The sequence below is a fragment of the Pseudoalteromonas sp. A41-2 genome, from assembly GCF_015767615.1.
Lineage (GTDB): Bacteria > Pseudomonadota > Gammaproteobacteria > Enterobacterales > Alteromonadaceae > Pseudoalteromonas > Pseudoalteromonas lipolytica.
In genome coordinates this window covers 2,308,340-2,334,050 of sequence record NZ_CP065231.1, presented here as the reverse complement: position 1 = coordinate 2,334,050, position 25,711 = coordinate 2,308,340, and the positions used below count along the sequence as shown (strand labels likewise).

Sequence of the window (25,711 nt, the reverse complement as noted above, 5' to 3'; positions counted from 1 at the left end):
GGGCGTGCTGACAAAGGCAAATAGGTGGCATGGAGTTAATTAGAGGTATTCATAATATTCGCGCACAACACTATGGTTGCGTGTTAACGATTGGGAACTTTGATGGTGTGCATTTAGGCCATGCTGAAGTGATTAAAGGCTTGCTACTTGATGCGCAAAAACATCAGTTACCCAGCACTGTTATGTTATTTGAGCCTCAGCCACAAGAGTTTTTTGCTAAAGATAACGCACCCGCTCGATTGACACGTTTGCGTGATAAGCTTCGATTGTTAGCAGAGCTGGGTGTTGAACGCGTAATTTGTATTAGTTTTAATCAGCAGTTTGCTAACATGGAAGCAGAGCAGTTTGTTAACGAAGTCTTGGTTGATAAGCTCGGCGTGAAAGCGCTCACTGTCGGTGATGATTTTTGTTTTGGAAAACGTCGCAGTGGTGACTTTGCGTTGCTAAAAAATATGGGTGCAGCGCTGAATATAGATGTTAAAAGTACGGCCAGCTTTCGTCGTCTTAATGACAGAGTAAGTAGCACACTAATCCGCCATGCGCTAGCAGCAGGGCAATTAGAAGAGGCTAAAACGATGCTGGGTCATGGGTATGCGATTTCTGGACGTGTTATTCACGGTTGGGCAAAAGGCCGTGAGCTTGGTTTTAGAACGGCAAATATTGCCTTGAAACGTCAAGTATGCCCAGTAAATGGCGTATTTGCGGTGAAAGCGACCGTTGGCAATGAACAGCTGTTTGGGGTTGCAAATATTGGCAACAAACCCACATTTAACGGGACACGCGCATTATTAGAAGTTCACCTTTTTAACTTTGCGCAGGACATTTACGGACAATTTATGCATGTGGAGCTTGTAAAAAAGCTTCGCGATGAGAAAAAATTCGAGACATTAACACAACTGACGGCGCAGATTGCAGATGATGTAACCGCCGCTAAGCAGTGTTTTGGTTTAAATTAGGTAGCCGATACGGAAAGTAGGATTAATGAGCGACTACAAACATACTTTGAATTTACCGGAAACAGCGTTTCCAATGCGCGGCAATTTGGCACAACGTGAACCAACTATGCTTAAAACATGGTATGAAGACGATCTATATGGTCAAATTCGCAGCGCTAAAAAAGGTAAAAAAACCTTCATTTTGCATGACGGCCCTCCGTATGCAAACGGTGACATCCATTTAGGCCACTCTGTAAACAAAATTCTTAAAGACATTATTGTTAAGTCAAAAACCTTGTCTGACTTTGATGCACCTTATGTGCCTGGTTGGGACTGCCATGGTCTACCTATTGAATTAATGGTTGAAAAGAAAGTTGGCAAGCCTGGTGTTAAAGTGTCAGCGGCTGAGTTTCGTGAAAAATGTCGCGAATATGCTAAAAAGCAAGTTGAAGGTCAAAAAACAGACTTTAAACGCTTAGGGGTATTTGGTGATTGGGACAAGCCTTACCTGACCATGAACTTTGACTTTGAAGCGAATGCAATCCGTGTATTAGGCCGTATTATTAAAAATGGTCATTTACACAAAGGTGCTAAACCGGTTCATTGGTGTACAGATTGTGGTTCAGCACTTGCTGAAGCAGAAGTTGAGTACCAAGACAAACAATCACCTGCTATCGACGTACGCTTTGAGTTTGCAGATCAAGATGCCGTTATTAACGCATTTGAACTTGCCGATGGTCATCAAGGTACAGGCGCTGTAAGCACTGTTATCTGGACAACTACACCGTGGACACTTCCTGCCAACCGCGCAGTGGCTGTTCATGAGAAGCTTGAGTATGCATTAGTTCAAGTTGATGACGAGGGCGCGCAACAGCGTTTGATCTTAGGCTCTGAACTCGTTAAAGATGCGATGGATCGTTACGGTTTCAATCATTACCATGTACTGGGTTATGTTAAAGGTGCTGCCTTAGAAAACTTACACGTTGCTCACCCTTTTTATGACTTTACAGTGCCTGTGATTGTTGCTGATCACGTAACGACAGATTCGGGTACGGGGGTTGTTCACACTGCACCTGGTCATGGTCAAGAAGATTTCGCGGCTGGTCTTGCATATGGTTTAGAAGTAGCAAACCCGGTGGGTGCAAATGGTGTTTATTTACCTGATACGCCACTGTTTGCAGGTCAACATGTATTTAAAGCCAACGCGAGTGTTATTGATGTATTAACAGAAAATAACGCGCTGTTGCATCATCATGCACTCAATCATAGTTACCCACATTGCTGGCGTCATAAAACGCCAATCATCTTCCGTGCGACACCACAATGGTTTGTAAGCATGGATCAAGCGAACCTTCGTCAAGATTCATTGAGTGAAATCAAAAAGACAGAGTGGTTACCTGAGTGGGGTGAAAGCCGCATTGCGAACATGGTTGAAGGCCGACCTGATTGGTGTATTTCACGTCAGCGTACATGGGGTGTACCTATTGCGTTGTTTGTTGATAAAGACACAGGGGCGTTACACCCGAATACGCAAGCATTAATCGAAGAAGCGGCTAAGCTAGTTGAAAAATCAGGTATTCAAGCGTGGTACGATTTAGACCCCGCAACATTACTTGGTGATGACGCTGATCAGTACATGAAAGTACAAGATACCTTAGATGTTTGGTTTGATTCAGGTGTGACTCACGCGTGTGTTGTTGATGCACGTGAAGACTTGACGGGCCCAGCAGATCTTTACCTTGAAGGGTCTGACCAACATCGTGGTTGGTTTATGTCGTCAATGATGACATCGGTTGCAATTAATGGCCATGCACCTTACAAGCAAGTGTTAACGCACGGCTTCACCGTTGATGAAAACGGCCGTAAGATGTCTAAGTCACTGGGTAATGTTATTTCACCGCAAAATGTGATGAACAAGCTGGGTGCTGATATTCTTCGCTTATGGGTTGCATCAACTGACTTTACCGCAGAGATGACGGTTTCGGATGAAATCTTCAAGCGCTCGGCAGATCGTTACCGTCGTATCCGTAACACGAGCCGTTACTTACTTGCTAACTTAAATGGTTTTGATCCAAAAACAGATCACGTTGCTATCGACGATATGGTTGAACTAGACCGCTGGATTGTTGGTCGTGCTGCCGAGTTACAAGATGAAATTTTAGCTGCTTACGACAAGTACCAAATGTTACTTGTAACGCAAAAATTAATGAATTTCTGTACGGGTGAGCTTGGTTCATTCTATTTAGATGTAATCAAAGACCGTCAATACACAGCGAAAAGCGATAGCCATGCACGCCGCTCATGTCAAACAGCGCTTTATCACATTGCAGAAGCAATGACGCGTTGGATGGCACCAATCTTAAGCTTCACTGCACAAGAGATTTGGGAAGCATTACCGGGCGAACGTGATAAATTTGTATTCACATCAGTGTGGTACGATGGGCTTAAAGCCTCTACGCAAGGTAAGTTCAGTAACGATGATTGGCTCACAATTCTGAATGTACGTGATGAAGTGAACCGCGTATTAGAAGCGGCGCGTAAAGAAGACATCATTGGTGCGACTTTACAAGCAAATGTCAGTATTTATGCAACTGAAGCGTTAAGTTCAAAACTTGCCGCATTAGGTGATGAATTACGCTTTGTATTATTAACTTCTGGTGTCACTGTTGAAACGGTTACTGAACAACCACAAGGTAGCCAAGCAACTGAAATTGATGGCTTGTTCATCAACGTTACAGCAACAACGGCAGAAAAATGTGAACGTTGTTGGCATTACTGTGATGATGTAGGTGCTGAGCCTGCTCATCCTGAAATATGTGGCCGTTGTGTTAGCAATGTTGATGGCGACGGTGAACAACGTCAGTTCGCATAGGAGTTGTTTGTGAGCAAACTAGCCGGAAAAAGTGGCTTAGTATGGTTATGGCTGAGTCTACTACTTTTAGTAGTAGACCATGCGACAAAAACACTTGTTGTAAATACTATGACCTACAAAGAATCTATTGAAATTTTGCCATTCTTTAATTTTACCTATGTGCATAACTATGGTGCTGCCTTCAGCTTTTTAAGTGATGCTGGTGGTTGGCAACGCTGGTTTTTAAGCTTAATTGCTGTGGTTATTAGTGTGCTTTTAACATGGTGGTTAAAACGTTTACCTGCCAGCAATAAGGTGTTGTGCTCTGCGTATGCACTTGTACTCGCGGGTGCGATTGGTAATTTATACGATCGTATTGTTTATGGTTATGTCATAGACTTTTTGCATGTGTATTATGAAAATTGGCACTTCCCAGCATTCAATATTGCCGACAGTGCAATTTGTATCGGTGCAGCATTACTTTTATATGATGCCTTTACAGGCGAAAGTCCTAAGGAGCAAAAAGCATGAGCCAAGCAGTAATTGGTGAAAAGTCTGAAGTGATCTTCCATTTCTCAATTAAATTAGAAGATGGCTCAGCAGCTGATTCGACGAAGGTGCACAATAAGCCGGCAAAATTAAGAATGGGCGATGGTAGTCTAACCGCCAACTTTGAAAAGTGTTTGTTAGGCCTAGCCGCAGGCGAGAGTAAGTCATTTGAACTTGAACCTGAAGATGCCTTTGGGCAACCAAACCCAGATAATATTTACTATGTAGACCGCAGTAAGTTTGGCGCTGACACTCCAGCTGAGGTGGGGAACATTATTGCCTTCACTCAACCTGATGGCACTGAATTACCAGGACTTGTCCGTGAGGTACAAGGTGAGTCTGTAACGATTGATTTCAATCATCCACTTGCTGGCCAGCGTTTAACCTTTGAAGTCGATATTTTAGAGGTAACAGGGTAATGGATATTTTATTAGCTAACCCACGTGGTTTTTGTGCAGGTGTTGACCGCGCAATCAGTATCGTTGAGCGAGCACTAGATATCTTTGAAAAGCCTATTTATGTGCGACACGAAGTGGTGCATAACCGCTATGTAGTAGACGGTCTTAAAAACCGCGGTGCTGTATTCGTTGAAGAACTTGATCAAGTTCCTGATGACAGCATTGTTATTTTTAGTGCTCACGGTGTATCTCAAGCGGTACGCAGTGAGGCTAAGCGTCGTGAATTAAAAGTTTTCGATGCAACCTGTCCGCTAGTTACCAAAGTACATATGGAAGTAACGCGCGCGAGCCGTAAAGGCATCGAGTGCATTTTAATAGGTCATCATGGTCACCCTGAAGTAGAAGGCACCATGGGGCAATATAATAACGAAGCAGGGGGGATCTACTTAGTAGAAACACCGGAAGATGTTGCAAATCTGACGGTTAAAAATCCTGACAATTTATTTTATTGCAGTCAAACAACCTTGTCGGTTGATGACACTGCCGATGTTATTGATGCTTTACGTACAAAGTTTCCTGCAATTGATGGTCCGCGTAAAGATGATATATGTTATGCGACACAAAACCGTCAAGATGCGGTGCGTGACTTAGCAGATAAAGTTGATGTGTTACTGGTTGTGGGAGCTAAGAATAGCTCAAACTCAAATCGTTTACGTGAACTTGCAGATAAAATGGGCACTAAAGCGTATTTAATTGATGATGCAAGTAACGTTGAAGCTGATTGGTTTAACAACGTCAATGCCGTAGGGGTTACTGCGGGCGCATCTGCACCAGAAGTGTTAGTGCAGCAAGTAATTACTCGTCTAAAAGAATTGGGTGGAAACCAAGTTGTTGAAAACCCTGGCGAAGAAGGGAATATAGTATTTGCCGTTCCTGTTGAGCTACGCTAATCTAAACGAGTAGTTAACAACAGATACTAGGAGAGCCCATGAGCACACAGCCAAATCAAAACGGCTTGTTGATTGCGGCTCTTTTTCAATCCCGAGGTGTGCTTGCTACACTCGTGGTAAGTCAAGTTATTGCTATTTTACTAGCGTTTGCCCCTGCAACCGAAGGCGATGTATGGCTTCGTCTTGCCATTTTCAGTTTCTTTTTGCACTTAATCTTTCTGACAAGTGTTGCCGCACTGTATATTTTTAGAAAATACTTGGCACGCTGTTCTAATAATTTCCAACTACTTATCCTGACTATTTCATTATTGCTATCAACGTGTTTTTACAGTGTGGCTGTATTATCTCTCTTTGCAGATATTTATTATATTGAATCAGCAGGCTATTTTATCGCGAGTAATGTACTCATAATCTTTTTAGTGGCGGCATTATTTAGTCAATTTGTTGTTATACAAAACCAAAAAGAGCTACAAACCAAAGCATTAGCGCATGCTGAGTTAGATGCGTTACAAGCACGTATTCGTCCACACTTTTTATTCAATAGCTTGAACACAGCTGCCGAGCTAACGCATTATGATGCCGAAGCCGCCGAGCAAGCTATTTTGGCTTTAGCTGCGTTATCACAAGCTGCAATGAAAAGCGGTAAAGCGATTTCTTTGCAAGACGAGCTGATATTATGTGAGCAATATATTGCACTTGAGCGTTGGCGTTATGGCGAGCGATTAACGGTTAATTGGCAGATGCCAGCGTGCGTCCCAGACGTTGAAATTCCGTGTCTAACGATACAGCCTATTATTGAGAACGCGGTGTATTATGGCCTTGAACCGGCTTCTGAGGGCACAAAAATTACCATAGAGATGCATATAACCGATAAAAGCTATACGTTTATTATTATTAATCCTGTGGTTGAAAATGCAGAGCAGCGCCGCGCTGGCAATGGCATGGCACTTGAAAACATTCGCCAAAGGTTGGCGCTGTTTTATCACTATCGCGCCAAGCTAACCACCACACATCGCGATAGTGAGTTTAGAGCTAAACTCGTTATTCCAAGGCAGGAAATTACATGAGCAATGTTTTGATTGTTGACGATGAACCGCTCGCTCGGGCACGTGTTAGGCGTTTATTAACCATGCATCCTAACTACCATGTTGTTGGCGATGCAGACAATGGTGAGCAGGCGGTAAAGCTGTGTAAAGAGTTGCAACCAGATATCGTGTTATTAGATATTAATATGCCAAAATTAAGCGGCTTAGAGGTCGCAAAGGCATTAAAGCTGCTTGCTATACCTCCGGCTGTGGTGTTTTTAACGGCCCATTCTGAACATGCTCTAGAAGCATTTGAGTTAGCGGTAGATGGCTATTTAGTAAAACCTGTAACCGAGCAAGCACTTACAAAAACCTTACTGCAACTTAGCAAACTAAATCGTACACAAGTTAATAGGCCTGTTCATTCACATATCACTTATCAGTTAGCGGGTGCTATGCGCCGAGTCAATATCGACGATGTGGTGTGCTGTGTTGCAGAGCAAAAATATACGCGACTCATTTTTGTTGGCGGTGAAGCTATTATCGAGCATAGCTTGAAACAGCTTGAAAGTACGTACTCACAACAATTATTGCGTATTCATCGTAATACCTTGGTTAATAAGCTGCATATACAGAGCCTTCATTGCTCTGTGTCAAGTGGTCATCATTTAAGAGTGCGACATTATGATGAACCTCTCACCATTAGCCGCCGAGCACTTAAAACCGTAAAACAAGCGATGGGTGAATAGTTTTATCACACAGTTTTACGGTGCCAATTTTCGATGCTTTTTAGTCGGTATGTACGGACCGCTTATCAATTAATTTGACCGTTCATCTAAACCCTCATTGCTATTTATTATTGTCCTTTTATGCTTATTGTATGGAAATCTATGAGCTGATTTTAATATGACACGGCATTCACATGTTCAAGGCTTTACCTTAGTTGAAGTACTTATTGCTTTTGTGATTTTAAGCTTTGGGTTGTTAGGCGCTGTAGCGCTGCAGGCAAAAGCTAAGCAAGCTAGTTTTGATTCAATGCAGCGTGCTGCAGCGGTGGCGTTAGGGAACGATATTATTCAACGGATGCGAGCAAACGATTCCACAGGATTTGCAGCCCTCTATAATGGCACTTTCACAAGTGACACTGCGTTAAATACCAATTTACAATGCTACAACGCAGCGTGTAATGCTCAGCAACTTGCAGCCCTTGATAAACAGCAATGGGTGCGGGCTATCCAAGCGCGTGAAAATACCGGGGCGCTAGATGATGCAACGGTGTGTATCAAGAGCACGCCTGTCGCAGCGGGTAATGCAAGTGAATTTAATATTAACGTGGTGATCAGTTGGCAAGGTCGACAAGCAATTAAAGCAAATGCAGGTACGTCGGCAATTGAATGCGGTGCAGCCAATGATAAGCGTCGTTTAATTGTACTTGAAAGCTATATTTACTTAAGGTCTTGATATGAGAAAGCATGCAGGATTTACGTTAGTTGAAATGATGGTTGCGCTATTTATAGGCGGACTTGTTTTAGGTGGCGTTATGTTCACCTATATTAGTATGAAAGTGACCACGCGTGACACCATGACAATTGGTGAGTTACAAGAAACAGGCCGATTAGCGATTAATATTATGCAACGTGATATTGAGCAAATAGGCTTTTGGGGAACGTTTTATGAAGACTCGTTTTCGCCAGCAAATACAGAGTCAACCGCTAATCCTACTCCCGATTGTTCTCAGGGGCTTAACAATGGCAGTTTCCCGGTTAAAACAGCTACGAGTAACTTTCGCTCGGTGTATGCAGTGTTAACCGCGACTGGTGATGCATTAGGCTGCATAAAAAACGCTAAAAAAAATACAGATGTTCTGCAGTTAAAGTTTCTTGAAGGTTTGCAAATTCGACCTGATGATACAGGTGCTGGCAGTTATTACTTTGTTGCCGAACAAGAAAGAGCTCAGTTTGTACAAGGGCCAATTGATGGTGCCTCACTTAATGTTAACGCGACTGTGTGGCGTTATCGTCATCACGTTTATTATATCTCAGAGCAAAATTACACAATAAATGACCAACCTGTCACTGTGCCCGTTTTAATGCGCAGACGTTTAAAACCAGGCTCAGGCATGGTTACAGAAACGATAATGGAAGGTGTTGAGGACATGCATTTTGTATTTGGTCTCGATACAACCAATAATAGTCGTGTTGATACGTATAAAAGTATTAACCAAATGACGAATACTGATTGGGAAAACCGTCATGGCATCTTAACTGTGCAAGTTTTCCTATTAGTCAGAGCGCTTACCCCAGATGGCGATTTAAATATTCAAAATCAAACGTATACCTTGGGTGAAGATCAAAGTAGTAGAGAGCTAACTTTTACTGATAATTACCGTCGAGCATTGTTTACCACGACTATTCGCTTAAATAATGTGGGAGCTAATTTATGGCGTATATAACGTTAGCAAAAAGACAACAAGGCGTTGTGTTAATTGTTGCTCTTATTATGGTTGTCGCGGTTACAGGCATTGCAGTTACTCTCATGAGTAGCAGTAGTATTGACATTAAAATCACCAATGCAGCACAAGAACGTGAAGCTGCAGAAAATGAGTTAATTGGCACGGTACAGCGCGTAATAGCCAACCAAGCTGCTGCAGGGGCAAATAGTGCCTTTTTTAAAAGAGCATCAGCAATACCTGGCGGAGTTCATGATTTTGGGAATATTGGCGATGCATCAAGTTCGATGGTTAATTTAAATAACGGCCCGAGTGATATTCCTTGTCCACGCAAGTTTAATTTTACAGCGGGTGTGTCATGCAACATGTTGCAAATAGATACGTCAATTACCTATGGCTCTAAAAGTAATCACACACTCACAATCACAACGGGTGTTGCTCAAGAGATGGTAGGCCGTAATTCAGGCCGTTAACGGAGACTCATGATGAAAATGAAAACGTTAGTGCGCAGTATACTGACTGGTTTTGTAACCTGTATGGTTACTGCAGTGTATGCTGAAGACATTGAGCTATACGTTAACTACAATGTTAGCAAAAATGAAAAACCGCGTGTTTTACTTATTTTTGACACCTCTGGAAGTATGGCATTTTCCTCTACAACAGGTGATGATTGTGGGCAAGATCGTAATGGCTGGATTGTCTGTAGTGATAGCCGTTTGGCTGCAGCAAAAAATGCAATGAATCAATTAATTGATACAAATCCGGATATTGACTTTGGGTTAATGCGTTACAGAGAAGTAAGTGGTGGTTATGTATTAAAAGGGATTGGTAGCCCTGCATCTGAAATTAAAAATTCTATTTCGAACTTACCTGCCAACGGAGGCACGCCACTGGCTGAAACACTCTGGGAAGCTTACTTATATATAACAGGCAAAGACTTGTTATACGCACAAAATGTAAATGGTAGAGACACTAGCATTGAATCAGCAATAAATAATCCGATAAAAAAGCAGGAGTGTAGATGGACTTGGTCAGGATATCGTTGTAAAGATGTCTGGATAGATAATTTTACTTATTCATATATCTCTCCCTTTGCTGATAGCGTCGCAGAAGCCAAACGATGTGATAACTCCGTTAATATCATTTACATGACTGATGGAGACCCCTCTACAGATAATGACAATGACAGTGATACAGATATTAGTAATCAACACAACTCATTATTTGGTAATGCTTTGGGGAGAAATGATTATATTTACAATAATTATCTTCACCAATTAGCCAAGGTGATACATGGTACAAAAGATATAAAAGTAGATTTATATCCTGCCACACCTGATATTCATGAAACAGGGCGTCTTTACACCATTGGTTTTGGCTCTGGTATGAGTGCTGAGGGCCAAAATTTATTGAAAGCAGCCTCAGAAACCTACGGTGGAGGCAAACATTTAGTGGCAGGCACTCCTGAAGAGTTGGTAAAAGCGTTGAATCAGGCTGTTTCGGCTATAAGAAAAGTGAATGATACTTTCACATCACCGTCCATTGCCAGTAATAATGTAGACCAAACACGTAGTCGTGATGGTATTTATTACGCGATGTTTTTTCCTAAAGAAGGCGCTCGTTGGCGAGGAAACCTCAAAAAGTTAAAAGTATCGGGTGATGAAATTGTTGATTTAAACGGTAAACCAGCACTTAATGAAGATGGCCTGATTGACGATGAGGCAAAAACGTTTTGGTTGCCTGTAAATGAAAGTGCAGATGGGAATAGCGTAGAACAAGGTGGGGCTAATTTGATGCTCTCTAACCTTTCATCGCGGACCATTTATACCGATGCCGGGAGCGCTGGATTAGTTGATTTTACTAAATCTGCAGTTTCCTCGGCACTAGGTGGCGACTTAGCGGCAGCGTTAAAGTTTAATTTAACTACAGCAACAAGTGTCAATTCGTTGACTCTTGGGCTCTTATCGACCGAGTTAGATAAAACGATTAAGTGGAGCCGAGGAATAGATGTGGATGATGAAGACGGTGATGGCAGTACCAGTGATCAACGACAAGATATTTTTGGTGATCCTCTGCACTCAAAACCTGTGACAATTGATTACGGTAATGATGATGTGCGCATTTTAATTGGCACCAATGCAGGTTACCTACACTTTTTTCAAGATAAAAATGATGTATTAAAAGAAAGCTGGGCTTTTATACCCAGTAGCTTATACAAAATTATTAAACCATTACGAGAGAATCAAGAAAAATCAAAGGTCTATGGTGTTGATGGACCTATTTCTGTGTTCTTTGATGATAAAAATGGTGATGGAGTTGTAAATGGCACTGATCGTGTTTGGGCGTTTTTTGGCTTAAGACGTGGCGGCAATAATTATTATGGACTGGATATTACAAACCCAGATTCACCTCGACTCATGTGGGGGGGACCGATTATTGGTGGAACGGGAGACTTTAAAGAACTTGCGCAATCATGGTCTAAACCTACGGTGACATACATTAACTTAAAAGGGTATGAAAATCGACCACTGCTTGTTTTTGGTGCAGGGTACGACACCAATAAAGACAATGTTCTGCGTACTGAAGACACAAAAGGGCGCGGTATTTATATTGTTGATGCACAGAGCGGCAAAAAAGTGTGGGCTTTAACGTCGAGTGAAAATGGCTTTGCAGGTAAACACAGTATTGCTTCTGATATTAGTGTTTTGGATTCTGATTATGACGGTTACACTGATCGATTATATGCATCCGACACAGGCGGTGATGTATGGCGTATTGATATGCCTTCAAATAGCCCAACGAGCACAGAAAGTCCTTGGACACACTTTAAACTTGCGAGTTTAGGCAGTGCACTTGCATCTCAAGATCGTCGTTTCTTTTATAAACCGATGGTTGCGAGAACAATGTTTAGTAAGGTCTCTGAAGCACAGACGTAAATGGTAAGTCGGTTAAAACACGTATTGATACCCCCTTTGATGCAGTATTACTAGGTAGTGGGAATCGCTCTAAACCAACGGGCACCACAACGAGTGATCAATTGTTTATGATCCGCGATATCAATACAGTGACGCGCTCATTCCAAAGCGATGAGATTCCAGCGGCGATCACCCAGGCTAATTTAATGAATATGGATGCTGACCCGTTTGGTAATGCACTTGATAGTGTAGATAAATTTACCGATTTAGAAGTTGAATTAGGTCAATACCATGGTTGGTATTATACCCTTCCAATGGCTGGTGAAAAATCACTGGCAGCAAGTACGGTTATTGGAGGAGTCGCTTATTTCACCAGTTACGCACCCGCTTCTTCAACAGAAACAGCGAATCAGTGTTCATTAACGGGAGGCTCAGGGGGATTATATGCGTTCCACTTACACTACGGTACAAAAGTGTATGATAGTCTAAAATTTACGACCTCAAATGATGTACCTGATACACCTCAGCTTTATTTCGGTGTTGGTGATAGCTGTGTTGATAGTAATAACAATGGTTTTTGTGATGGAAGCCCGGATGCTGATAACCCAGATGAGATTAAGGATACAGACGAAAAAGTCAAAGAGATGAGTCAGTTCTTAACCATAGGACCAGGTCTTAAAGGCGAGCAAAACCCCTTTAAAGTGAAAGAAATACAAGGTCCGGGTTTAACGGTTAAAGATGGAAAAATACAACTGGTTAATGATGCAACTCCGATTGGTTTTGGTTTTAAAACACAGCAAACCTATATTTATAAGCGAGAAGTAAATGACAAGAGTAACTAATAAAGTAAAAGGGTTTACCTTAATCGAACTGATGATTACCGTGGCAATTTTAGGCATTATAGCCAGTATTGCGTTACCAAGTTACTTTGAGCATGTTAAACGCACTGCCAGAACAGAAGCCATTACTGCATTACTTGATGCTGCCAATAAGCAAGAGCAGTTCTTTGTCGATAACAGGCAGTATACAACAACTTTGGCTAACTTAGGGGTCAGTGCTACAACTGAGAATAATTTTTATAAAATTTCAGTTGTTGTCGATAACAGTGCCGGTACATTCGCGTTTACTGCCACACCTGCAGCAGGACCCGTTTTGCAAGATGGTGAATGTGCAACATTAACTATTTCAGATACAGGATTAAAAACCTCAACGGGCTCTGCGAGTGCGAGCACCTGCTGGGGTAAGTAATCCCTCATTGAATAATTGAAATATCAGGATTGGCATTTGTTGGTGTCTTTTAGCCGAGTACGCCCAATAGAGCTTATTGAAATAGCAAGCCCTTTAAGGCTTGCTATTTTGTATTCAGGGCAGTACACAAAGGTGCCATTATTAAATCCCACAGGCATGCCATCTGAACGAAATGTGATTGAATGGCGGGGGTAAGTTAGCATATCAAGTTTATCGACTGCTTCAAGTTCCCAAATAATAGTATCACCTTCATCAAGCACTCCAATATCGCCCCTGTCGACAAATACGGTGAGTGCTTTGTGCCAATGCTCTCGATTGCATTGATTTTCTTGTAGCCCACAAAAAGTAACGTATGTGCTGTGGGTTTTTGCGTTATGGCGGCTTACGCTTAATGCGCGTTTAACTAAGTGAGTGCGGTTTTCTAGGCGACTTTTAGCTAGATAAGGCTTATATTCAAACAGCGCAATATTCATAAGTATTGCGACTATTGATAGCACCACTAAGCTTTCAATGAGTGTTGCACCATTTCTATGGTGCAACGTGTTTAAGGTCTCCATCCGTGAAGACTCCAAATTGTGACAGTTTAATTAACTATAGCTGGACCTAAAATGGTGTCAAATTATGGGGCTTAATCACAGGTATTTGTTGTATCACCTAGGTATAAAGCAGTGCCAGATTTAAATACCTGCAATGCTTTGTTGTTATCATTTGCGCCAGAAGGACAAAAAGTAAAGGTACCTGGATCAGAGGTGATCATACCGCTAGTATCAAAGATAAGTGCGTTATTGCCACTGAAACTCAGTTTACTCGTTTTAGGGATTTCTTGGAGGACTCTCAAAGTGGTATCGCCATTAGCAGGGTTATAACTGCCATTCTGATCTGAATCAAAAAATACAAAGACCGTGCCTTGGTCCCAATCATTAGAGCAATTCATTTCTGTATTACTCTCAATATTAGCTGTTGCTCCACTACAGACTACAACAATTGCATCGCTACTGGTGGCTTTTGCCCGTGCAAAGCTAATACTGCGCTTTAATTCTTGTAAGTAGCTTTCGGCGCGGTCATTTTCTAGCAAATCAGAGCTATCCCACAGTGCTATGGCAGCCACAATGCCCACGATTGCAATGGTGACCATCAGTTCGAGGAGTGTAAAGCCCTTTTGTAATGATTTCATTGTTGTCTCTACTTTTAATACTTTATTTAATAATATCATGATTGTTGATTTTATCACCGTATTTCATAGCTTTGTTTGCTATAGAGAGCCGTATTGTCTAAAATCGAGGCAATCAAGAAATAATAAGTAGCCTTAAAATGAAAAAAATCGAAGCAATTATTAAACCATTCAAGCTTGATGATGTTCGAGAAGCATTATCAGAGGTAGGCATCACCGGGATGACGGTTAGTGAAGTTAAAGGTTTTGGCCGTCAAAAGGGGCACACAGAACTTTATCGCGGTGCTGAATACATGGTTGATTTTTTACCCAAGGTAAAACTAGATATTGTACTAAGTGATGAAGACGTAGATAGAGCCATTGATGTGATTGTTAAAACGTCACAAACGGGCAAAATTGGTGATGGTAAAATATTTGTCACAGATGTTGAGCGTGTTGTGCGTATTCGTACCGCAGAAGAAGATGAAGACGCAATTTAACGAAATAGCAGTCACACACACTGTAAAAAAGGCGCCAAATTTGGCGCCTTTTTAATGCTTATTCAGCGCTTAGGTTATTTACGCTTATTTGCTTCGCGCGTTTCTTTAGCATGCGCACTTAGCCCAGGTAAACCTAGCTTCTCGTAGCTTTTCTCCATGATCTCTAATGCTTGATCTAGATAACTGCTTTGCGAGTAGTGTTCAACGACATATTTACCTCGGTTTGCAGCGGCAAGATAAGCTTCACGCTCGTAATAGTACTCTGCTACTTTTAGTTCATAACGCGCCATTTTGTTAAGTAACCATACTAAACGTTTTTTCGCTTCTGGCGCATAAACGCTATTTGGGAAACGTTTCAGTAAGGTTGATAAATCGGTAAATGCAACCCGAGTGCGATTTGCATCTCTATCCGCACGGTCTACACCAAAGTATTCTTGGAATGCGTTTTTGTCTGCTTTGATATTAACCAAGCCACGCATGTAGTACATGTAATCTAAATCTTTGTGATTTGGGTTTAAACGAATGAAACGGTCAATTGTTGCGAGAGCTTGTTCAGTATTGCCTGCTTGATAATGTGCATACACGAGATCCATTTGTACTTGTTTTGATAGTGGACCAAATGGATAGCGTGAATCAATAGCGCTTAATAACTCAATAGCTCGTGCATAAAGGCCCGAATCTAACGTTTGTTTCGCATCTTCATATAAAGCTTGTGCAGATTTATTCGGAACGCGTTGAATATCTTCTTGATCAGGAGCAGATGAACAGGCTCCTAGGCCAAGTAATGAAACTGAAAAAACAATGGCGAACGCACGTTTCCCTATTTTATTTATCATTTTATTTATTACCTTCGATGTCTTCGGCTAGGCCAAGTGAGGAAAACCGAGTAAACTATACATACAATGCTAATTAAAGCGATTCTAACCCAGTCGAGCAAAGCTTGCACTGGTAAATTGGGTAAAGTTACTAATGTCAGAGCAAATTTCTCTCCAAGCCGAGGTTCCAATTGACCTTGGCGGTAAACGTCTAGACCAAGTATTGGCGCAATTGTTCCCTGATTATTCTCGTTCACGTATAAAAACGTGGATTTTGGATGATAAAATCACCGTGAATGGTGAAATATTAAACACCCCGCGTGAAAAATTACTCGGTGGTGAACTGGTCAGTGTTGAAACAACCATTGAAGCACCGCGCGAGTACGAGGCACAAAATATCAAATTAAACATCGTTTATGAAGACGATGATATATTAGTAATCAATAAACCGATGGGATTAGTGGTACACCCAGGGGCTGGTAATCCAGACGGTACAGTATTGAATGCCTTGCTTCATCATTACCCCGATATAATTAACGTGCCGCGTGCAGGTATCGTGCACCGTCTTGATAAAGACACCACAGGTTTAATGGTGGTAGCAAAAACAATTCCTGCGCAAACGCACTTAGTGTCTGCACTGCAAAAGCGTGAAAACTTCACACGTGAATATGAAGCAATTTGTAATGGCACTATGACGGCAGGCGGTATGATTGAAAAGCCAATTGGCCGCCATGCAACAAAACGTACTCACATGGCTGTTCATGAAATGGGCAAACCTGCGGTGACTCATTACCGTGTTGCTGAAAAGTTTCGTGCACACACACGCTTACGTTTACGCCTAGAAACTGGCCGTACTCACCAAATTCGTGTGCACATGGCGTATTTAAACCATCCACTGGTTGGTGATCAGTTATATGGCGGGCGCCCACGTCCACCGAAAGGCGCAACGCCAGAGCTATTTCAAATGCTGAGAGACTTTAAACGTCAGGCATTGCATGCGGTTAAATTGTCAATTGCGCACCCTATTACAGGTGAGTTAATGACATGGCAGGCACCTATTCCAGACGATATGGCCGCTATGACAGAAGCATTGCGAGCTGATACGAAAGCCAATCCAAATATTGAGTATTAAACACTATGATTACGCCAACATGGACTGCCCCTGACACTATTGGAGCCCTCAGTACAACTCGTGAAAACGGGGTATCTAAGGCGCCGTTTAATAGCTTTAATGTAGGGTTTCATGTTGGTGATGATGAGCAAGCTGTGCAGACAAATCGCACTGCTTTAACGAGGCAATTGCCAAGCCCTGCTGTGTGGTTAAATCAAGTACATAGTGCGGATGTGGTGGTGGTTGATGAACGCGTTGATATTCATTCAGTAAGTAGCGCAGATGCACTTTATACTCGCCTAAAGCAGCAACCGCTTGCCATCATGACGGCCGATTGTTTACCCGTGCTATTGTGTTCAACGTCAGGGGATGAAGTTGCTGCGGTTCATGGTGGGTGGCGCGGATTAGCGAAGGGAATTCTTGCCAACACACTGAGTAAGTTTAAGGCTGAGCCTGCTGACATCATTGCCTGGTTTGGTCCTGCTATCGGGGCTTTGCAGTTTGAAGTCGGGCAGGATGTTAAAGATTGTTTTTGCGATCAAAACCAGATTCATCAGCATGCGTTTACTGCCCAAGGTGAAAAATACTTAGCGGATATTTATTTACTTGCCAAGCAGCAACTCAGTCAGCTTGGTGTTGTGGGTATTTATGGCGCAGAGTATTGCACCTACTCACAGCCATCATTATTTTTTTCGTATCGACGAGATGGTCAAACAGGGCGAATGGCAAGCTTGATCTGGCGCAAATAATCGCACTTTTTAGTGATTAAATTTTCATCTCTTACTTGAACAAACTACATATCATACCCATTAATTAAGCAATTAGTTTTTTTAATAGGTAAACCTTCATGCGTTTAGATAGATTTACAAGTAAATTTCAATCTGCGCTTTCAGATGCGCAGTCATTAGCACTTGGGCGCGATCATCAATTTATTGAACCCGTGCACTTAATGTATTCATTACTTCAGCAAAGTGGCTCTAGTGTTCGTGCACTCCTTGCGCAAGCTGGCGTGAGTGCAGACGAGTTAAATACAAAATTATCACAAGAAATCGAAAAGCTTTTTAAAGTAGAAGGCGTTGGTGGCGACGTACAGCTATCGAATAATATGGTTTCGTTAATTAACTTATGTGATAAATATGCTCAAAAGCGTAAAGATAAATATATATCGAGTGAACTTTTTGTACTTGCTGCGTGCGATGATAAAGGCCCGCTAGGAGATATATTTAAAGCGCTCAATATTACTTCAACAAAAATTGAAGCGGCCATAGAGGCTATTCGTGGCGGTCAAAAAGTGGATGACCCGAATGCGGAAGAAACCCGTCAGGCATTAAAAAAATTCACCATCGACCTTACTGAGCGTGCCGAGCAAGGTAAGCTTGATCCTGTGATTGGCCGCGATGACGAAATACGCCGTACCATTCAGGTTTTACAACGTCGTACGAAGAACAACCCCGTGTTAATTGGTGAGCCAGGCGTGGGTAAAACAGCCATTGCTGAAGGCTTAGCACAACGTATTATTAATGGTGAGGTACCCGAAGGGCTCAAGAGCAAACGCGTGTTGTCGCTTGATTTAGGGGCATTAGTTGCGGGTGCTAAGTACCGTGGTGAGTTTGAAGAGCGTTTAAAATCAGTTTTAAATGAATTAGCCAAAGAAGAGGGCCAAGTAATCCTCTTTATTGATGAAATTCATACCATGGTTGGTGCAGGTAAAACGGATGGTGCGATGGATGCAGGAAACATGTTAAAACCCGCTCTTGCACGTGGTGAGCTTCACTGTGTGGGAGCCACAACGCTTGACGAGTATCGCCAATACATTGAAAAAGATGCAGCACTTGAACGTCGCTTTCAAAAGGTATTCGTAGCAGAGCCATCGGTAGAAGACACCATCGCGATTCTTCGTGGTTTAAAAGAGCGTTACGAGCTACATCACTCTGTTGATATTACCGATCCGGCAATTGTTGCAGCGGCGCAGCTATCGCACCGTTACATTAGCGATCGTCAGTTACCCGATAAAGCGATTGATTTGATTGATGAAGCGGGCTCGTCAATTCGTTTACAAATTGACTCTAAACCAGAGTCACTTGATAAACTTGAGCGTCGTATTATTCAGTTAAAACTCGAAGATAATGCACTTGCCAAAGAAAAAGATGAAGCAAGTCAAAAGCGTCGTACTGAAATGCAAGAGCTAATAGCTGAACTTGAAGTGCAGTATCGTGAGCTTGATGAAGTATGGAATGCCGAAAAAGCTTCTTTGCAAGGCACACAAGTGATTAAAGCGGAGCTTGAACAAGCTCGTTTAGACTTAGAAGTCGCGCGCCGAGCAAGTGATTTACAACGGATGTCTGAATTACAGTATGGCCGTATTCCTGAACTTGAACGCAAGTTAGATCTTGCATCGCAAGCAGAAATGCAAGAAATGAGCTTACTTAAAAACCAAGTTGGTGAAGATGAAATTGCAGAAATTTTATCGCGCTGGACAGGTATACCCGTCTCTAAAATGCTGCAAGGCGAGCGAGAAAAACTACTGCAAATGGAAGATCAACTTCATCACAAAGTCATTGGCCAAGATGAAGCCGTGGTTGCTGTAGCGAATGCGATTCGTCGGTCACGTGCAGGGCTTGCTGATCCAAATCGCCCAATAGGTTCTTTTTTATTCTTAGGCCCAACAGGGGTAGGTAAAACAGAGCTTACTAAAGCGCTTGCAAGTTTTATGTTTGACACTGAAGATGCCATGGTGCGCATTGATATGTCTGAGTTTATGGAGAAACACTCAGTAGCACGCTTAGTGGGAGCACCGCCGGGTTACGTTGGATATGAAGAAGGTGGCTATTTAACAGAAGCTGTTCGTCGTCGTCCATACTCTGTTATTTTACTTGATGAAGTAGAAAAAGCGCACCCCGACGTGTTCAATATACTTTTACAAGTGCTTGATGATGGCCGTTTAACTGATGGACAAGGTCGTACCGTTGATTTTAAAAATACGGTGATCATTATGACCTCAAACTTAGGATCAGACATCATCCAAGAGCAAGCTGGTTCGAACGACTATGCAACGCTAAAAGAGAAAGTGATGGGAGTGTTGGTAAGCCAATTTAGACCCGAGTTTATAAACCGGATTGATGAAACGGTGGTATTCCATCCACTTGCGAATGATCATATTAAAGAAATTGCCGATATTCAGTTAGGTAAACTGCGTGAACGCTTAACCGAAAAAGGCTATCTTCTTGAGGTAACTGATGCTGCCCTTGACCGTATAGCACAAAGTGGTTTTGATCCTGTCTATGGTGCACGACCGTTAAAACGTGCAATTCAACACACCATAGAAAACCCGCTAGCGCAGCGCTTGCTTGGAGGTGAATACCTACCTGGCGCTATTATCCATATTGATGCAGATGAAAACGGGTTGGTTTTTTCAACCCGTTAATATCGGCAAATAAAGAAGCCGCATCAAATGATGCGGCTTTTGTGTTTGATTAAACAATTTAAATAAATCGCTTATTTAAGAAACACTAAACTTTAAACGTTAATAGCATATCGTTTACTTTGCGCGACCCCTCAACGAGTCCTGCGGCATCTTTAGCTACGTTATAGCTGAGCTTTAAGTTCTCTTCGCTGTGTCCTTTAATACTTTCAACGTTTTCACGTATATCTGCACTGACAACTTGTTGCTCTTCGGCTGCGGTAGAGATTTCGGTCGCCAAACCAGAAATTTCATTTATCTGTGCGAATATACTCGCAAGCTCAGCTTGAGTATGTGTGGTTGTTTCAACACAACTATCAGCTTGTTGTTTAGTTGACTGCATTACTTTAGACCAACTAAATAATGTATCTTGAATTTCTTTAATTGAACTATGAATTTGCGCAGTGGCATTCTGTGTTCGTGAAGAAAGTGCACGCACTTCATCGGCAACGACAGCAAAACCTCGACCATGATCACCTGCACGGGCAGCTTCAATTGCGGCGTTTAAGGCAAGTAAGTTTGTTTGCTCAGCTATACCTTCAATTTCAGTCATCACTTGGCCGATTTTATCGGCTTCACTGGCTAATGAATTAGCGGTTGTTGCTGCTTGTTCAACTTGGTTAGCAAGGTCTGATACCATCGCGCTATTGTCTTCAATATGCAGTTTGATATCTGTACAGCTTTGGTATGTATCATTTACTTTTTCAGCTGTATGGTGCGTATTTGCTGATATTTCACCAATGGTTGCGCTCATTTGTGTCATTGCAGTCGCAATATCACCTAAACGCTGACCTTGTGCCGCTATACCCTGCTCAGTAAGCGATGACTGCGTATCTAAGTTTGTAGCGATATTCTTAAAGGAGTAGGTCGAGTCTTTAACGCGACCCAGCACTGTTCGTAATTTTGCAAATAGCATCTGCTGGTTATATTGCGCAATACTAAATGGGTGTGCACCGCAATACACATAGCGTGACACAGAATCAAACTCTGCACGCTGTGATTTAAGTGCTGAAGGAGTCACTATTAACTCATCATAATTAAGCGCAGCAAGCAGTAAAATAATGGCAAGTGTCGCTAATACAGCCATCAACGATGTGGTTAAACCAAGTGCAATAACCCCCGCAAGAATAATAATCAAAGACACTATTTGTCTTAGTGACACATTTTCGCGAAACGAGGCGATTGATTTGCCATCATTAATCTTTTGATACAAAGCCGTAGCGCGTGTTTTCAAGTGTTCAGAGGGTTTTGTACGCACTGATTGATAGCCGACTAATTGTCCATGTTCGTAAATGGGTGTGACAAAGGCATCAACCCAATAATAACGTCCATCTTTACAGCGGTTTTTTACCATGCCTCGCCAAGAGTGGCCTTGTTTAAGCTTTTCCCACATTTCTTTAAATGCGGCTTTAGGCATATCAGGGTGGCGCACTATGTTATGGTTTTTACCTAATAGCTCATCTTCGGTATAGCCCGCTATGTTACAAAATTCTGTGTTTACGTAGGTAATTACCCCACGTAAATCGGTTGTCGAGACAAGCTCCTGTTGTTCAGAGTATGTCACTTCTTGATTAATGATTTCTTGCCCACGACGCATATGAGTCCTTGAAATATACTTTGTTACGGTGTGCGGATTATAATCTCAGAAAAATGTAAGGGAAGAGGGGACAAGCTGATTACTGCTAAAGTTTTAGAAATTTTATTCATCCCTTGATCTAAAACAATAACTTGTCTGATAAATTATGCTTAAACTAACCCTTTTGTATTGCATGAAATGAATGTCAAAAATAATCGGTCTTCCTGATGGGGGTGATGAAGCAATTTAGCATCAATGAAGTGCCCTCAAACCAATTGTATAATAGTATTCACAATGGCAAGATGAGCTATGAGTGACGGAGCATAAAATCAAACAACTATTTACTCTTGAGTATTTATTTTTTGCCCCCATACACTTAGGATTAAAGCCACGCGGCTCGAGGAAGCATTTTTGATAAAACATAATTTAAATAAAACGCTAGAAGCGTTAAAAGCACATTTTCCACACGCAATAAATGGGATTAAACGTGGCATCGAGCGAGAAGCATTAAGGATTAAACCAAATGGTGTTATCTCAAAACAGGGTCATCCACAAGGAGTGGGAAGCGCTTTAACCAATGACCATATCACCACTGATTTTTCTGAGTCTTTATTAGAATTCATTACGCCTGTTAGCACATCGGCTGAGCAAACATTAGCGCAGCTTAAAGATTTGCAAAAGTTTACCTTGTCACAGATGGATGATGAGCTGCTATGGCCTATCAGCATGCCATGCTTTATTGATAATCAAGATGACATTGTGCTGGCTCAGTTTGGTGACTCAAACATAGGGCGCATGAAAACGTTGTACCGAGAAGGGTTAAAGAATCGGTATGGCAGCATGATGCAAGCTATTGCTGGTGTGCATTTTAATATCTCTTTTCCTGATGAGTTATGGCAGAGCTTGCACGCGTTGAGTGCCAGTGAGCAACCACTTAGCACCTTTATTTCAGATGGTTATCTGGGGCTTATTCGAAACTTTAAGCGTGAGCTTTGGTTAATAAGTTACTTATTTGGTGCGTCACCTGCATTATGTAGCTCATTTTTACAAGGGCGAGAAACTGATCTGCCATTTAAAAAGTTGGGCAAAGGCACATTGTACCTTGAGGTTGGCACCGCACTGCGATTAGGTAATTTAGGTTACACAAACAGCGCTCAATCATCGTTGCGAGTGATGTATAACTCGCTTGAGGAATACGTAGCAGGTTTGAAAGCTGCCATTCATACGCCTTCTGATATTTACGGTCATATTGACGACTATACCCGTGCTGAACCAAAGCAGCTTAATAAAAATATCTTACAGATAGAAAATGAGTTTTACTCGCCAATTCGACCAAAACGTAATGCTACATCAGGCGAAACACCGACAGATGCCCTATTACGAGGGGGCATTGAGTACATAGAAGTGCGTGCACTTGATGTAAATCCATTCAGTGAAACAGGGATCGATTTACAGCAAATCCGTTTCCTCGATGTCTTTTTAACGTATTGTCTTTTAAGCGAATCTCCAACAATGGATTGGCAAGAGCAACAGTTAAGCACACAGAACCTTGATGCGGTAGTTAATGAAGGGCGTAACCCTGAATTACAATTAACAAAACAAGGTGAAGCAGTTAGCTTGGTTGATTGGGCATCGACTATTTTTGAGAGTCTAATCCCTGTTGCGCGTTATATGGACAGTGCGTATGGCGTAAGTTACTACAGCGAAACAATTCATGAGCTGTCGAGCTGGGTAACTGAGTCAAGTAAAACGTTTTCAGGGCGTTATGTTGCAACACTTGCAAAAGAAAACCAAGATAACGGCCAGTTTGCTTTAGCACTTGCACAGCAATATAAAGAAAATCATTTAGCCGCGGATTATCAGTATTACGATCCGGCTTTTTTAAGGGAACAAGCCGTCAATTCGATTGCAAAAGAGCGTGAAGTAAAAGCAGCAGATACGCTATCTTTTACGGCCTTTTTAAATGATTACTTTGCTAAAGCTTAGCGGCTTTTAGGCATAAAAAAACGCAGCCTAGGTTGGCTGCGTCAAAGATTCTTCAGGGATGAAACAATGCTATACTGCTGCATTCATAAAGTCAGACTGACTCAATAAGAAAAAGTTCAGCGAGATATTAAAAAAAATGAAAAAAAATTTAATTATTTTATCGCTGGTCGCTTCTATGGCGGGTTGTGCCACGGCTCCACCAGAGCAACCGCATGATATTTGTAAGATTTTCGAAGAAAAACCTGATTGGTATTATGATGCACGTGATGCACAAGAAAAGTGGGGCTCGCCAAAACATGTGCTGATGAGCATGATGTATCAAGAAAGTTCATTCCGTCATGATGCCGCTCCACCGATGGAATACTTTTTATGGATCATTCCTATCGGCCGAGCAAGCTCTGCCTATGGTTACTCGCAAGCAAAAACACCTACGTGGTCAGACTATATTCGTGAAACCGGCAACAGTGGCGCTGACAGAGATGACTTTGATGATGCCATCGATTTTATGGCTTGGTTTGTTTATAAAACACATAAAGTGAATGGTGTATCAAAGTGGGATGCTTACGCACAATACCTAAATTACCACGAAGGGTGGGGCGGGTATAAGCGCGGTACCTACAAAAGCAAAAAGTGGTTAATGAGTGTAGCTAATAAAGTAAAACACCGTGCGAGCCGGTATGGTGCTCAGCTTAAACAGTGTGAAGATGAGCTTGATAAAAACTGGTTTGAGCGCTTATTTGGTTAAACAGGTACAAAGATAAAAAAGCCCGTAACTACGGGCTTTTTTATTGCATTCAATTGCACTATAACATTAAATTGCACTATAACATTAAAGAGTACCCACTCTGTTACTGTTAGGTACACTTGTGCATGTGATTACTTGCCAGGAAATTGGTGAATATGCACATCGCGCTGCGGGAATGGGATAGTGATATCTGCTGCATCGAAAGCAATTTTCACTTTTTCATAGAGGCCAAAATACACAGGCCAATAGTTATCAGAATCAACCCATGCCCAAACGAGCATACCAATGTGGCTGTCACCATGTTGACTAACATGCACAACAGGTTTCTTCGCTTCTTGGTCTTTAAGCACTAATTCGTAGTCATTAAGGACATTCAGAAGTACTTCACGGGCTTTATGAACGTCATCGCCATAGCTAATACCAAATTCAATGTCGACACGGCGAGTGGCTTCCGCAAACTTATTCTTCACGCAGCCGTTTGACAGGGCCCCATTCGGGATGATTATTTTTTCATTATCGTAGGTAAGCAAAATAGTGACGAAAATCTGAATTTCAACGACTTTCCCCATGTAACCTTGTGCTTCAATAACATCGCCCACTTTAAAAGGTTTAAAGAATAAGATCAGCACACCACCTGCAAAATTAGCCAGACTGCCTTGCAATGCCATACCCACAGCTAAACCTGCAGCACCGAGCATTGCGATGAATGAGGTGGTTTCTATGCCAATCATTGAGGCGACAGAAATAAGTAATAGTATCTTCAGAATGACAGAAATAAACGACACTAGAAAGTGTGTCAGGCCTGCTTCAAACTTTACTTTATACATTGATTTTTCGGTCATCTTGGCAATTCTGCCAATTAGCCACCAACCAATAACAAGCACCAAAATCGCTAAAATAAACTTTGGTCCATACGTCATGAGTAGCTCAATTGCTTGGTTATATACTTTTTCGATCGATATTTCGTCCATTTTTGCTCCATGTAACGAGACGTTAAAATATGCAAGCCATAGTAGACGAATTAGCAGCTTAATGTGTGTTTATAGGT

22 protein-coding genes and 1 pseudogene are annotated in these 25,711 nt (G+C 41.9%); 18 read left to right on the top strand and 5 right to left on the bottom strand.

Annotated features, from left to right (window positions below):
- The first annotated feature begins 29 nt into the window (after window positions 1–29).
- The 12 genes and pseudogenes from ribF (at window position 30) to IT970_RS10625 (ending at window position 13,320) form a co-directional block, all read left to right on the top strand.
- On the top strand, window positions 30–956 hold the full coding sequence (ribF, locus tag IT970_RS10680) for a bifunctional riboflavin kinase/FAD synthetase (protein ID WP_065978564.1): 927 nt from the start codon (window positions 30–32) through the stop codon (window positions 954–956).
- A gap of 25 nt (window positions 957–981) precedes the next feature.
- A complete protein-coding gene (gene ileS, locus IT970_RS10675) occupies window positions 982–3,807 on the top strand; it encodes an isoleucine--tRNA ligase (protein ID WP_065978563.1) in 2,826 nt (941 codons plus the stop codon).
- A 9-nt stretch (window positions 3,808–3,816) separates the two neighbouring features.
- Complete coding sequence (gene lspA, locus IT970_RS10670) at window positions 3,817–4,317, top strand: signal peptidase II (protein WP_036967038.1); 501 nt, start codon at window positions 3,817–3,819, stop codon at window positions 4,315–4,317.
- Window positions 4,314–4,754 (top strand): FKBP-type peptidyl-prolyl cis-trans isomerase, encoded by a 441-nt coding sequence (gene fkpB, locus IT970_RS10665; protein ID WP_036967041.1) that lies wholly within the window; start codon window positions 4,314–4,316, stop codon window positions 4,752–4,754. Before lspA ends, fkpB begins: the two co-directional genes overlap by 4 nt.
- On the top strand, window positions 4,754–5,683 hold the full coding sequence (gene ispH, locus IT970_RS10660; RefSeq protein WP_196857313.1) for a 4-hydroxy-3-methylbut-2-enyl diphosphate reductase: 930 nt from the start codon (window positions 4,754–4,756) through the stop codon (window positions 5,681–5,683). Before fkpB ends, ispH begins: the two co-directional genes overlap by 1 nt.
- Window positions 5,684–5,721: 38 nt before the next feature.
- A complete protein-coding gene (locus IT970_RS10655) occupies window positions 5,722–6,750 on the top strand; it encodes a sensor histidine kinase (protein WP_036967049.1) in 1,029 nt (342 codons plus the stop codon).
- A complete protein-coding gene (locus IT970_RS10650; protein ID WP_036967053.1) occupies window positions 6,747–7,457 on the top strand; it encodes a LytR/AlgR family response regulator transcription factor in 711 nt (236 codons plus the stop codon). The genes IT970_RS10655 and IT970_RS10650 overlap by 4 nt, the downstream gene beginning before the upstream one ends.
- A 157-nt stretch (window positions 7,458–7,614) precedes the next feature.
- The gene (gene pilV / locus IT970_RS10645; protein ID WP_036967056.1) at window positions 7,615–8,169 is read left to right on the top strand and encodes a type IV pilus modification protein PilV; all 555 of its coding nucleotides are present in this window, start codon (window positions 7,615–7,617) and stop codon (window positions 8,167–8,169) included.
- Window position 8,170: 1 nt separating this feature from the next.
- The gene (locus tag IT970_RS10640) at window positions 8,171–9,160 is read left to right on the top strand and encodes a PilW family protein (protein ID WP_036967059.1); all 990 of its coding nucleotides are present in this window, start codon (window positions 8,171–8,173) and stop codon (window positions 9,158–9,160) included.
- Window positions 9,148–9,630, top strand: coding sequence for a pilus assembly PilX family protein (locus IT970_RS10635; protein WP_196857312.1), 483 nt, complete (start codon window positions 9,148–9,150; stop codon window positions 9,628–9,630). The genes IT970_RS10640 and IT970_RS10635 overlap by 13 nt, the downstream gene beginning before the upstream one ends.
- An 18-nt stretch (window positions 9,631–9,648) precedes the next feature.
- A pseudogene (locus IT970_RS10630) lies at window positions 9,649–12,914 on the top strand (PilC/PilY family type IV pilus protein).
- Window positions 12,898–13,320: a type IV pilin protein gene (locus tag IT970_RS10625; RefSeq protein ID WP_036967068.1), complete on the top strand. Its 423-nt coding sequence runs from the start codon at window positions 12,898–12,900 to the stop codon at window positions 13,318–13,320. Before IT970_RS10630 ends, IT970_RS10625 begins: the two are co-directional and overlap by 17 nt.
- Window positions 13,321–13,343: 23 nt before the next feature.
- Here the strand turns inward: IT970_RS10625 and IT970_RS10620 are convergent, their stop codons facing one another.
- Both IT970_RS10620 and IT970_RS10615 read right to left on the bottom strand, forming a co-directional pair.
- Window positions 13,344–13,877: a GspH/FimT family pseudopilin gene (locus IT970_RS10620; RefSeq protein WP_036967071.1), complete on the bottom strand. Its 534-nt coding sequence runs from the start codon at window positions 13,875–13,877 to the stop codon at window positions 13,344–13,346.
- A 71-nt stretch (window positions 13,878–13,948) separates the two neighbouring features.
- Window positions 13,949–14,494, bottom strand: coding sequence for a GspH/FimT family pseudopilin (locus IT970_RS10615; RefSeq protein WP_036969138.1), 546 nt, complete (start codon window positions 14,492–14,494; stop codon window positions 13,949–13,951).
- Between the two features lie 137 nt (window positions 14,495–14,631).
- Here IT970_RS10615 and glnB point away from each other — a divergent pair, with 137 nt between their 5' ends.
- A complete protein-coding gene (gene glnB / locus IT970_RS10610; protein WP_036967074.1) occupies window positions 14,632–14,970 on the top strand; it encodes a nitrogen regulatory protein P-II in 339 nt (112 codons plus the stop codon).
- 74 nt (window positions 14,971–15,044) lie between these two features.
- On the opposite strand, the gene IT970_RS10605 is transcribed toward glnB, so the two are convergent.
- Window positions 15,045–15,806 carry an outer membrane protein assembly factor BamD gene (locus IT970_RS10605; protein WP_065978560.1) on the bottom strand — a complete coding sequence of 254 codons (762 nt, stop codon included), beginning with the start codon at window positions 15,804–15,806 and terminating at the stop codon, window positions 15,045–15,047.
- A gap of 133 nt (window positions 15,807–15,939) precedes the next feature.
- Between IT970_RS10605 and rluD the strand changes: the two genes are divergently transcribed.
- The 3 genes from rluD to clpB all read left to right on the top strand — a co-directional run bounded on the left by rluD (window position 15,940) and on the right by clpB (window position 20,320).
- Complete coding sequence (rluD, locus tag IT970_RS10600; protein WP_036967080.1) at window positions 15,940–16,917, top strand: 23S rRNA pseudouridine(1911/1915/1917) synthase RluD; 978 nt, start codon at window positions 15,940–15,942, stop codon at window positions 16,915–16,917.
- A 5-nt stretch (window positions 16,918–16,922) separates the two neighbouring features.
- Window positions 16,923–17,645 (top strand): peptidoglycan editing factor PgeF, encoded by a 723-nt coding sequence (pgeF, locus tag IT970_RS10595; RefSeq protein ID WP_075593728.1) that lies wholly within the window; start codon window positions 16,923–16,925, stop codon window positions 17,643–17,645.
- A gap of 98 nt (window positions 17,646–17,743) precedes the next feature.
- Window positions 17,744–20,320, top strand: a complete 2,577-nt coding sequence (clpB, locus tag IT970_RS10590; protein WP_065978558.1) for an ATP-dependent chaperone ClpB — start codon at window positions 17,744–17,746, stop codon at window positions 20,318–20,320.
- 85 nt (window positions 20,321–20,405) lie between these two features.
- On the opposite strand, the gene IT970_RS10585 is transcribed toward clpB, so the two are convergent.
- Window positions 20,406–21,953 (bottom strand): methyl-accepting chemotaxis protein, encoded by a 1,548-nt coding sequence (locus tag IT970_RS10585; protein ID WP_196857311.1) that lies wholly within the window; start codon window positions 21,951–21,953, stop codon window positions 20,406–20,408.
- A gap of 390 nt (window positions 21,954–22,343) precedes the next feature.
- Between IT970_RS10585 and gshA the strand changes: the two genes are divergently transcribed.
- Window positions 22,344–23,918, top strand: coding sequence for a glutamate--cysteine ligase (gene gshA / locus IT970_RS10580; protein ID WP_196857310.1), 1,575 nt, complete (start codon window positions 22,344–22,346; stop codon window positions 23,916–23,918).
- Window positions 23,919–24,054: 136 nt separating this feature from the next.
- The gene (locus IT970_RS10575; RefSeq protein WP_036967095.1) at window positions 24,055–24,663 is read left to right on the top strand and encodes a transglycosylase SLT domain-containing protein; all 609 of its coding nucleotides are present in this window, start codon (window positions 24,055–24,057) and stop codon (window positions 24,661–24,663) included.
- Between the two features lie 131 nt (window positions 24,664–24,794).
- Here IT970_RS10575 and IT970_RS10570 read toward each other — a convergent pair whose 3' ends face one another.
- Window positions 24,795–25,634, bottom strand: coding sequence for a mechanosensitive ion channel family protein (locus IT970_RS10570; RefSeq protein WP_036967099.1), 840 nt, complete (start codon window positions 25,632–25,634; stop codon window positions 24,795–24,797).
- Window positions 25,635–25,711: the final 77 nt, after the last annotated feature.

Bases quoted from the DNA above. Each gene is read 5' to 3' on its own strand.
- ribF (WP_065978564.1), top strand. From the start codon at position 30: ATGGAGTTAATTAGAGGTATTCATAATATTCGCGCACAACACTATGGT.
- ileS (WP_065978563.1), top strand. From the start codon at position 982: ATGAGCGACTACAAACATACTTTGAATTTACCGGAAACAGCGTTTCCA.
- fkpB (WP_036967041.1), top strand. From the start codon at position 4,314: ATGAGCCAAGCAGTAATTGGTGAAAAGTCTGAAGTGATCTTCCATTTC.
- ispH (WP_196857313.1), top strand. From the start codon at position 4,754: ATGGATATTTTATTAGCTAACCCACGTGGTTTTTGTGCAGGTGTTGAC.
- IT970_RS10655 (WP_036967049.1), top strand. From the start codon at position 5,722: ATGAGCACACAGCCAAATCAAAACGGCTTGTTGATTGCGGCTCTTTTT.
- IT970_RS10650 (WP_036967053.1), top strand. From the start codon at position 6,747: ATGAGCAATGTTTTGATTGTTGACGATGAACCGCTCGCTCGGGCACGT.
- pilV (WP_036967056.1), top strand. From the start codon at position 7,615: ATGACACGGCATTCACATGTTCAAGGCTTTACCTTAGTTGAAGTACTT.
- IT970_RS10640 (WP_036967059.1), top strand. From the start codon at position 8,171: ATGAGAAAGCATGCAGGATTTACGTTAGTTGAAATGATGGTTGCGCTA.
- IT970_RS10635 (WP_196857312.1), top strand. From the start codon at position 9,148: ATGGCGTATATAACGTTAGCAAAAAGACAACAAGGCGTTGTGTTAATT.
- IT970_RS10625 (WP_036967068.1), top strand. From the start codon at position 12,898: ATGACAAGAGTAACTAATAAAGTAAAAGGGTTTACCTTAATCGAACTG.
- IT970_RS10620 (WP_036967071.1), bottom strand. From the start codon at position 13,877: ATGGAGACCTTAAACACGTTGCACCATAGAAATGGTGCAACACTCATT.
- IT970_RS10615 (WP_036969138.1), bottom strand. From the start codon at position 14,494: ATGAAATCATTACAAAAGGGCTTTACACTCCTCGAACTGATGGTCACC.
- glnB (WP_036967074.1), top strand. From the start codon at position 14,632: ATGAAAAAAATCGAAGCAATTATTAAACCATTCAAGCTTGATGATGTT.
- IT970_RS10605 (WP_065978560.1), bottom strand. From the start codon at position 15,806: ATGATAAATAAAATAGGGAAACGTGCGTTCGCCATTGTTTTTTCAGTT.
- rluD (WP_036967080.1), top strand. From the start codon at position 15,940: ATGTCAGAGCAAATTTCTCTCCAAGCCGAGGTTCCAATTGACCTTGGC.
- pgeF (WP_075593728.1), top strand. From the start codon at position 16,923: ATGATTACGCCAACATGGACTGCCCCTGACACTATTGGAGCCCTCAGT.
- clpB (WP_065978558.1), top strand. From the start codon at position 17,744: ATGCGTTTAGATAGATTTACAAGTAAATTTCAATCTGCGCTTTCAGAT.
- IT970_RS10585 (WP_196857311.1), bottom strand. From the start codon at position 21,953: ATGCGTCGTGGGCAAGAAATCATTAATCAAGAAGTGACATACTCTGAA.
- IT970_RS10575 (WP_036967095.1), top strand. From the start codon at position 24,055: ATGAAAAAAAATTTAATTATTTTATCGCTGGTCGCTTCTATGGCGGGT.
- IT970_RS10570 (WP_036967099.1), bottom strand. From the start codon at position 25,634: ATGGACGAAATATCGATCGAAAAAGTATATAACCAAGCAATTGAGCTA.